This window comes from Xenorhabdus miraniensis (assembly GCF_002632615.1).
Genome location: NZ_NITZ01000016.1, coordinates 123,278 through 130,130 on the forward strand (window position 1 = coordinate 123,278; position 6,853 = coordinate 130,130).

Sequence of the window (6,853 nt, forward strand, 5' to 3'; positions counted from 1 at the left end):
TTCATGGGCCTGAAAAATTTATTTGAAAAGGTAGAACACCACTTTGAGGCCGGTGGCAAACTGGAAAAATATTATCCTCTCTATGAGGCAGTGAGCACCGTTTTCTATACACCGGGGACAGTAACAAAAGGGCGTTCTCACGTCCGTGATGCCATCGATCTCAAACGTATGATGATTTTGGTATGGCTATCTGTCTTTCCTGCCATGTTTTGGGGGATGTACAACGTCGGTGATCAGGCGATCCCAGCCCTGACCCACTTATACAATGGAGATGCCTTACAGCAAGTCTTGTCTTCTGATTGGCATTACGTACTTGCTCAGTATCTTGGTGCGTCATTGACACCAGATGCCGGGTGGGGCAGTAAAATGTTGCTGGGAGCGACCTATTTCCTGCCAATTTATGCTGTTGTTTTTGTTGTTGGTGGATTTTGGGAAGTTTTATTCGCAATTATCCGTAAACATGAAATTAACGAAGGTTTCTTTGTCAGTTCCATTCTGTTTGCATTGATTGTTCCGCCAACACTGCCACTGTGGCAGGCCGCATTGGGGATTACTTTCGGTGTTGTGGTTGCGAAAGAGATCTTTGGTGGTACAGGCCGTAACTTCCTGAACCCGGCGTTGGCGGGCCGTGCTTTCCTGTTCTTTGCTTATCCAGCTCAGATTTCAGGTGATTTGGTTTGGACTGCGGCTGACGGTTTTTCTGGAGCGACTCCATTGTCTCAGTGGGCAACCGCAGGTAGCCACGGTCTGGTAAATACCATTACCGGTCAACCTGTGACCTGGATGGATGCTTTTATTGGTAACATTCCCGGTTCAATTGGTGAAGTTTCCACTCTGATGATTTTCATCGGCGGTGCCATCATTCTGTTCGCCCGTATTGCTTCATGGCGTATCGTTGCTGGTGTAATGGCCGGTATGATTGCAGCGTCTTACCTGTTTAATGTGATTGGTTCTGATACCAACCCAATGTTCGCTATGCCATGGTACTGGCATATGGTTCTGGGTGGCTTCGCTTTTGGTATGATCTTTATGGCTACTGACCCAGTTTCCGCTGCATTTACGGATAAAGGGAAATGGGCATACGGCATTCTGATTGGTGTTATGTGTATTTTGATCAGAGTGGTAAATCCAGCCTATCCAGAAGGGATGATGTTGGCGATTCTGTTCGCTAACCTGTTCGCGCCACTGTTCGATTATCTGGTCGTGCAGGCCAATATTAAGCGGAGAAAAGCCCGTGGCTAATGATAAACCAAAAAGTAATGACAGCATCGGCAGGACGTTTCTTGTTGTTTTTGTGCTGTGTCTTGTCTGTTCGATTGTTGTTGCCGGCTCAGCAGTTGGCTTGAAAGCGCAGCAACAGGAGCAAAAGCTGCTGGATAAACAGCGCAATATTCTGGATGTAGCGGGTTTATTGAAACCCGATATGACAACAGCAGAAATCAAAGAAACCTATACCAGCCGTATTCAACCTGAATTGCTTGATTTGAAAACAGCAACGCTGGAAAAAGGCAATGGTAATTTTGACCTGAACAATGCGCTTCGCAGTGATGAAACTAGCATTGCTTTGTCTCCAGAGCAGGATTTGGCGAAAATCCGTCGTCGCGCCAATATGGCAGAAGTTTATCTGGTCAAGGATGAGCATGGCAAAACCACTGAATTGGTTCTGCCAATATATGGCTCCGGGTTGTGGTCGATGATGTATGCCTTTATTTCCATTGATGTTGATGGCGTAACATCCCACGGCATCACTTACTACTCTCATGGTGAAACCCCGGGTTTGGGTGGTGAAGTTGATAATCCACAATGGCGTAAGCAATGGGTAGGTAAAAAACTCTATAACCCACAGGGTGTTCCTGCGCTTAAAATCGTTCGTGGTGGTGCGGGTGATAACCCTTACGGAGTGGATGGCTTGTCCGGTGCGACCCTGACCTCTAACGGTGTTCAGCATATGTTTGATTTCTGGCTGGGTGATAACGGTTTTGGCCCATTCCTGAAAAAAGTGCGTGAAGGAGCCTTGAAAGATGGCTGATAACAAAGAGATAAAACGCGTCCTTCTTGGGCCGCTGTTTGATAATAACCCAATCGCATTACAGGTCTTGGGGGTTTGTTCAGCGCTGGCTGTGACTACCAAACTGGAAACTGCATTGGTTATGACGATTGCTGTAACACTGGTAACAGCATTTTCTAACTTTTTCATTTCATTGATTCGTAACTATATCCCCGGCAGTGTGCGAATCATTGTACAGATGGCGATCATTGCGTCGCTGGTTATCGTGGTAGACCAGATTTTACGGGCGTATGCCTACGAAATTTCCAAACAGTTATCAGTGTTTGTTGGCCTTATCATCACGAACTGTATAGTTATGGGACGCGCTGAAGCCTATGCCATGAAGTCACCGCCAGTGGAAAGCTTTATGGATGGTATCGGTAACGGTTTAGGCTATGGCGTTATCCTGTTATTGGTCGGTTTTTTGCGTGAACTGTTTGGTTCAGGAAAATTGTTCGGCATTACGGTGCTGGAATCTATCAAAAATGGCGGCTGGTATCAGCCAAATGGCTTGTTCCTGCTGGCGCCGAGTGCATTCTTCATTATTGGTATGCTGATTTGGGGTCTGCGGACGCTGAAACCTGCGCAGGTTGAGAAGGAGTAACAAACAAAATGGAACATTATATTAGTTTGTTTGTCCGCGCAGTCTTTATCGAGAATATGGCGTTATCTTTCTTTCTCGGTATGTGTACGTTTCTGGCGGTATCAAAGAATGTGAAGACGGCTTTTGGCCTGGGTGTTGCTGTTACTGTTGTGCTGGGAATTTCTGTTCCTGCCAATAACCTTGTCTATAATCTGGTACTCCGTGACGGAGCCTTGATGGATGGGGTTGACCTGAGCTTCCTGAACTTCATTACCTTTATCGGGGTGATTGCTGCACTGGTACAGATACTGGAAATGATCTTAGACCGTTATGTACCAGCTCTTTACAATGCGCTGGGGATTTTCCTGCCGTTGATTACGGTTAACTGTGCAATTTTTGGTGGTGTTTCTTTCATGGCACAGCGTGACTATAACTTTGGTGAATCCATCGTATATGGTTTCGGTTCAGGTATGGGCTGGATGCTGGCGATTGTTCTGATGGCTGCTATCCGCGAAAAAATGAAATATGCGGATGTTCCGGCTGGTCTGAAAGGATTGGGGATCACCTTTGTCACCACCGGTTTGATGGCATTGGGCTTTATGTCCTTCTCCGGTGTGCAGCTCTAAAGGCGGGAAGAATTCATGGATATAATCATTCTAGGCGTAGTAATGTTTACCCTGATTGTGTTGGTGCTGACGGCAATGATTTTGTTCGCAAAATCCAAGTTAGTGAACACCGGGGATATTAAAGTTGAAGTCAACGGCGAAGAGGATAAAAGTTTCTCAGCTCCCGCCGGTGACAAGTTATTGAATATGCTTTCCAATCAGGGGATTTTTGTGTCCTCTGCTTGTGGTGGCGGTGGCTCTTGTGGTCAGTGCCGTGTGAAAATCAAGGAAGGCGGTGGTGATATCCTGCCAACCGAGCTTTCTCACATCAATAAGCGTGAAGCGAAAGAAGGTTGCCGTTTGGCATGTCAGGTTAACGTTAAGCAAGACCTGAAAATCGAGTTGCCAGAGGAAATCTTCGGCGTTAAGAAATGGGAATGTGAAGTTATCTCCAACGACAACAAAGCCACTTTCATTAAGGAATTGAAGCTGAAAATTCCTGATGGGGAAGTTGTTCCATTCCGTGCAGGGGGTTACATTCAGATTGAATGTCCTCCACACGTTGCCCGTTATTCTGATTTTGATGTGCCGCAGGAATATCGTGAAGATTGGGATAAATTCAATCTGTTCCGTTATGTTTCTGAAGTCAGCGAGCCAACGGTTCGTGCTTACTCAATGGCGAACTACCCAGAAGAACACGGCATTATCATGCTGAACGTGCGTATCGCTACGCCACCACCAAGAAACCCGGATGTTACTCCAGGTATCATGTCTTCTTATATCTGGTCACTGAAAGCGGGTGATAAGGTGACAATTTCCGGCCCATTCGGTGAATTCTTTGCGAAAGATACTGATGCTGAAATGATCTTCATCGGTGGTGGTGCGGGTATGGCGCCAATGCGTTCTCATATTTTCGATCAGCTCAACCGTTTGAACTCTAAGCGTAAGATCTCGTTCTGGTATGGTGCCCGTTCCAAGCGTGAAATGTTCTATACCGAAGATTTTGACCAACTGGCGGCAGAAAATGAGAACTTCACATGGAATGTGGCATTGTCTGATGCTCTGCCGGAAGATAACTGGGATGGTTACACAGGCTTTATCCATAACGTCCTGTATGAAAACTATCTGAAAGATCATCCGGCACCAGAAGATTGTGAATTCTACATGTGCGGGCCTCCGGTTATGAACGCGGCGGTCATCAAAATGTTGAAAGACCTCGGCGTAGAAGATGAAAACATCCTGTTGGATGATTTCGGTGGCTGATGGCAACCCGACAGATTTCGAATTGTCGCATAACCAACAAAGCGGCGACTTGGAATCAGAAGGGGATAGTAACATTTTGATTTAACGACAAGCGCCCACACATAGTGGGCGCTGACGATTCAGAAAGAGCCAGAATGAGTCAGAAAGAGTGAATTATGCTGAGTAAAAAAATTATCCACTGGGGTGTATTGTTGTTTTCTGTTGTGCTGCTGGCGGCATGTGGTGGCCCTGAACAACAAAACCTGAATGGGCAAACAATGGGGACGTATTACTCCGTTAAATATGTTGCTGATTCGTCTTCACCTGCTCCTGAAAATCTGCAAAAAGAGATTGACAGGTTATTGGAAGAAGTGAACGACCAGATGTCCACTTATCGGCCAAATTCTGAATTGAGTCGTTTTAATCAAAGCCGCGAAGTGAATAAACCTTTTCCGGTCTCTGCCGCTACAGCGAAAGTTGTCAAAGAAGCGATCCGAATCAATCAACTGACAGATGGCGCATTGGATGTCACTGTTGGCCCATTGGTGAATTTGTGGGGATTCGGGCCGGAAGGACGAATTACTAAGGCACCGACGGATGAAGAATTAGCGAGCCGTCGTGTCTGGACAGGCATCAATAACTTGTCTGTTGAAGGGAATAACCTGATTAAATCTATTCCTGAACTTTATGTTGACCTTTCTTCCATTGCCAAAGGTTATGGTGTTGATGTTGTCGCTGAGTATCTGGAATCCCAAAATATCAAAGATTACATGGTGGATATTGGGGGGGAAGTTCGTACATTGGGTAACAATGGCAAAGGGAATCCGTGGCGGATAGCGATTGAGAAACCATCGGATAGTGGTATGGCGCAGAGTGCGCAAGAGATTATTGAGCCGGGTAATATGTCCGTAGCAACATCAGGTGATTACCGTAACTATTTTGAACAGAATGGCGTTCGTTACTCTCACACCATTAATCCTAAAACCGGCAGGCCGATCACGCATAATCTGGTTTCAATCACTGTGATTGCTCAGACCTGTATGAGTGCTGATGGTTTTTCTACAGGCTTAGATGTGTTAGGGCCAGAAAAAGGCATGGAAGTGGCTGAGAAACTGAATATCCCGGTCTTTATGATTGTTAAAACCAAAGACGGTTTTGAAGAGCGTTATAGCCCGGCTTTTAAGGCATACTTACAGAAGAAATAAGAGAGGGGGAAGGTTATGGAAGTCTTTATTGCTGCTTTTATCTTTTTCCTGCTGGCCTTTGCAGGAATGGCGCTGGGCTACATCTTTAAGCGTAAGAGCATACAGGGAAGTTGTGGTGGTTTGGGAAGTATTGGTGTGGAAAAAGTTTGCGATTGCCCTGAACCCTGTGATGCCCGCAAAAAACGCATGGCAAGGGAAGCTAACCGTCTTGCTCAGTTGGAGAAAAATCGTATTCTTTGATGCGACGATGCAGTTAAAAGATTTTACGATTAAAAAAATAACCCGCTGCCAGATAAACAGCGGGTTTTTGCTGCCCGTTCAGTGAGGTTGTCAGATATGTGCATATCATCATTCAAAGTGTGTTGAAAGGATGACATTTTCTATGGGCCTGATGTAAATAGTTCTTCACTGAGCTGGTTGAGATATCTAAATCTTTCGCGACTTCTTTGTAACACCAGCCTTGCAGTTGCGTGAGCAAAAAAGCCTGCCGCACTTTTGCCGGAAGCTCATCAAGTGTTTTATCTATCTTTTCTAGCTGTTCTAACAATACGAGCTGATACTCAGAAGAATTTGATGAGATTTCAGGCAGTGTATTGATATATGCCAGATAGTTGTCTTCCAGCTTTTTTCTACGATAGTAATTGGAAAGGGTTCTGCGTGCTATCGTCATTAAAAAAGCTCTTGGCTGGCGGATATTTTCCAGATCTGGAGATAGCATCAGTTTGATGAAGATCTCATGGGTGAGATCTTCGGCATGGTTTGGGCAAGCACTGTTTTGTCTGATCCAGTTGCATAACCAGTGATGGTAATCGGAATAGAGTTTCTGGGCGATTTTATTGTGCCCAAATGTGCTTTTTTGCACCGCCATGATGATATTGCCTGATGGGATAGGATAAATATGATAATGATTATTATTTGTATTTGTTGAGAGGAAGTCAACGCAGCATTCCAGACATCACCCTCTTAAAAATTAAGAGGGTGAGAAATTAAATGGCTAAGTGTCAGTTAAAATTGTTGTGAAATACTGAACTTGTAATTACGGCCAATTCCTGAGACTTTATCCCCTAAGTACGAGCCTGTCCACCATTTTGTGTAAGTGCCATTTCTTAGTAATGACCGTCAAGGCGATCACCAAACTCAATAATAAAACGACTCATTGCCATTCGCCAGT

8 protein-coding genes are annotated in these 6,853 nt (G+C 45.2%); 7 read left to right on the forward strand and 1 reads right to left on the reverse strand.

Features of this window, described 5'->3' with window-relative positions:
- Positions 1-3 precede the first annotated feature (3 nt).
- The 7 genes from Xmir_RS15250 to nqrM all read left to right on the forward strand — a co-directional run bounded on the left by Xmir_RS15250 (position 4) and on the right by nqrM (position 5,922).
- Positions 4-1,242: an NADH:ubiquinone reductase (Na(+)-transporting) subunit B gene (locus Xmir_RS15250; protein WP_099114737.1), complete on the forward strand. Its 1,239-nt coding sequence runs from the start codon at positions 4-6 to the stop codon at positions 1,240-1,242.
- Positions 1,235-2,029, forward strand: coding sequence for a Na(+)-translocating NADH-quinone reductase subunit C (locus Xmir_RS15255; RefSeq protein WP_099114736.1), 795 nt, complete (start codon positions 1,235-1,237; stop codon positions 2,027-2,029). The genes Xmir_RS15250 and Xmir_RS15255 overlap by 8 nt, the downstream gene beginning before the upstream one ends.
- Positions 2,022-2,651, forward strand: a complete 630-nt coding sequence (locus Xmir_RS15260) for an NADH:ubiquinone reductase (Na(+)-transporting) subunit D (RefSeq protein ID WP_099114735.1) — start codon at positions 2,022-2,024, stop codon at positions 2,649-2,651. Before Xmir_RS15255 ends, Xmir_RS15260 begins: the two co-directional genes overlap by 8 nt.
- An 8-nt stretch (positions 2,652-2,659) precedes the next feature.
- The gene (gene nqrE, locus Xmir_RS15265) at positions 2,660-3,256 is read left to right on the forward strand and encodes an NADH:ubiquinone reductase (Na(+)-transporting) subunit E (protein WP_086107962.1); all 597 of its coding nucleotides are present in this window, start codon (positions 2,660-2,662) and stop codon (positions 3,254-3,256) included.
- 15 nt (positions 3,257-3,271) lie between these two features.
- Complete coding sequence (nqrF, locus tag Xmir_RS15270) at positions 3,272-4,498, forward strand: NADH:ubiquinone reductase (Na(+)-transporting) subunit F (RefSeq protein ID WP_099114734.1); 1,227 nt, start codon at positions 3,272-3,274, stop codon at positions 4,496-4,498.
- Between the two features lie 155 nt (positions 4,499-4,653).
- Positions 4,654-5,682, forward strand: a complete 1,029-nt coding sequence (locus tag Xmir_RS15275; protein ID WP_099114733.1) for an FAD:protein FMN transferase — start codon at positions 4,654-4,656, stop codon at positions 5,680-5,682.
- A 15-nt stretch (positions 5,683-5,697) separates the two neighbouring features.
- A complete protein-coding gene (nqrM, locus tag Xmir_RS15280; protein ID WP_099114732.1) occupies positions 5,698-5,922 on the forward strand; it encodes a (Na+)-NQR maturation NqrM in 225 nt (74 codons plus the stop codon).
- A gap of 112 nt (positions 5,923-6,034) precedes the next feature.
- Here the strand turns inward: nqrM and Xmir_RS15285 are convergent, their stop codons facing one another.
- On the reverse strand, positions 6,035-6,550 hold the full coding sequence (locus Xmir_RS15285) for a sigma-70 family RNA polymerase sigma factor (RefSeq protein WP_099114731.1): 516 nt from the start codon (positions 6,548-6,550) through the stop codon (positions 6,035-6,037).
- Positions 6,551-6,853: the final 303 nt, after the last annotated feature.

Bases quoted from the DNA above. Each gene is read 5' to 3' on its own strand.
- Xmir_RS15250 (WP_099114737.1), top strand. From the start codon at position 4: ATGGGCCTGAAAAATTTATTTGAAAAGGTAGAACACCACTTTGAGGCC.
- Xmir_RS15285 (WP_099114731.1), bottom strand. From the start codon at position 6,550: ATGGCGGTGCAAAAAAGCACATTTGGGCACAATAAAATCGCCCAGAAA.
- nqrM (WP_099114732.1), top strand. From the start codon at position 5,698: ATGGAAGTCTTTATTGCTGCTTTTATCTTTTTCCTGCTGGCCTTTGCA.
- Xmir_RS15275 (WP_099114733.1), top strand. From the start codon at position 4,654: ATGCTGAGTAAAAAAATTATCCACTGGGGTGTATTGTTGTTTTCTGTT.
- nqrF (WP_099114734.1), top strand. From the start codon at position 3,272: ATGGATATAATCATTCTAGGCGTAGTAATGTTTACCCTGATTGTGTTG.
- Xmir_RS15260 (WP_099114735.1), top strand. From the start codon at position 2,022: ATGGCTGATAACAAAGAGATAAAACGCGTCCTTCTTGGGCCGCTGTTT.
- nqrE (WP_086107962.1), top strand. From the start codon at position 2,660: ATGGAACATTATATTAGTTTGTTTGTCCGCGCAGTCTTTATCGAGAAT.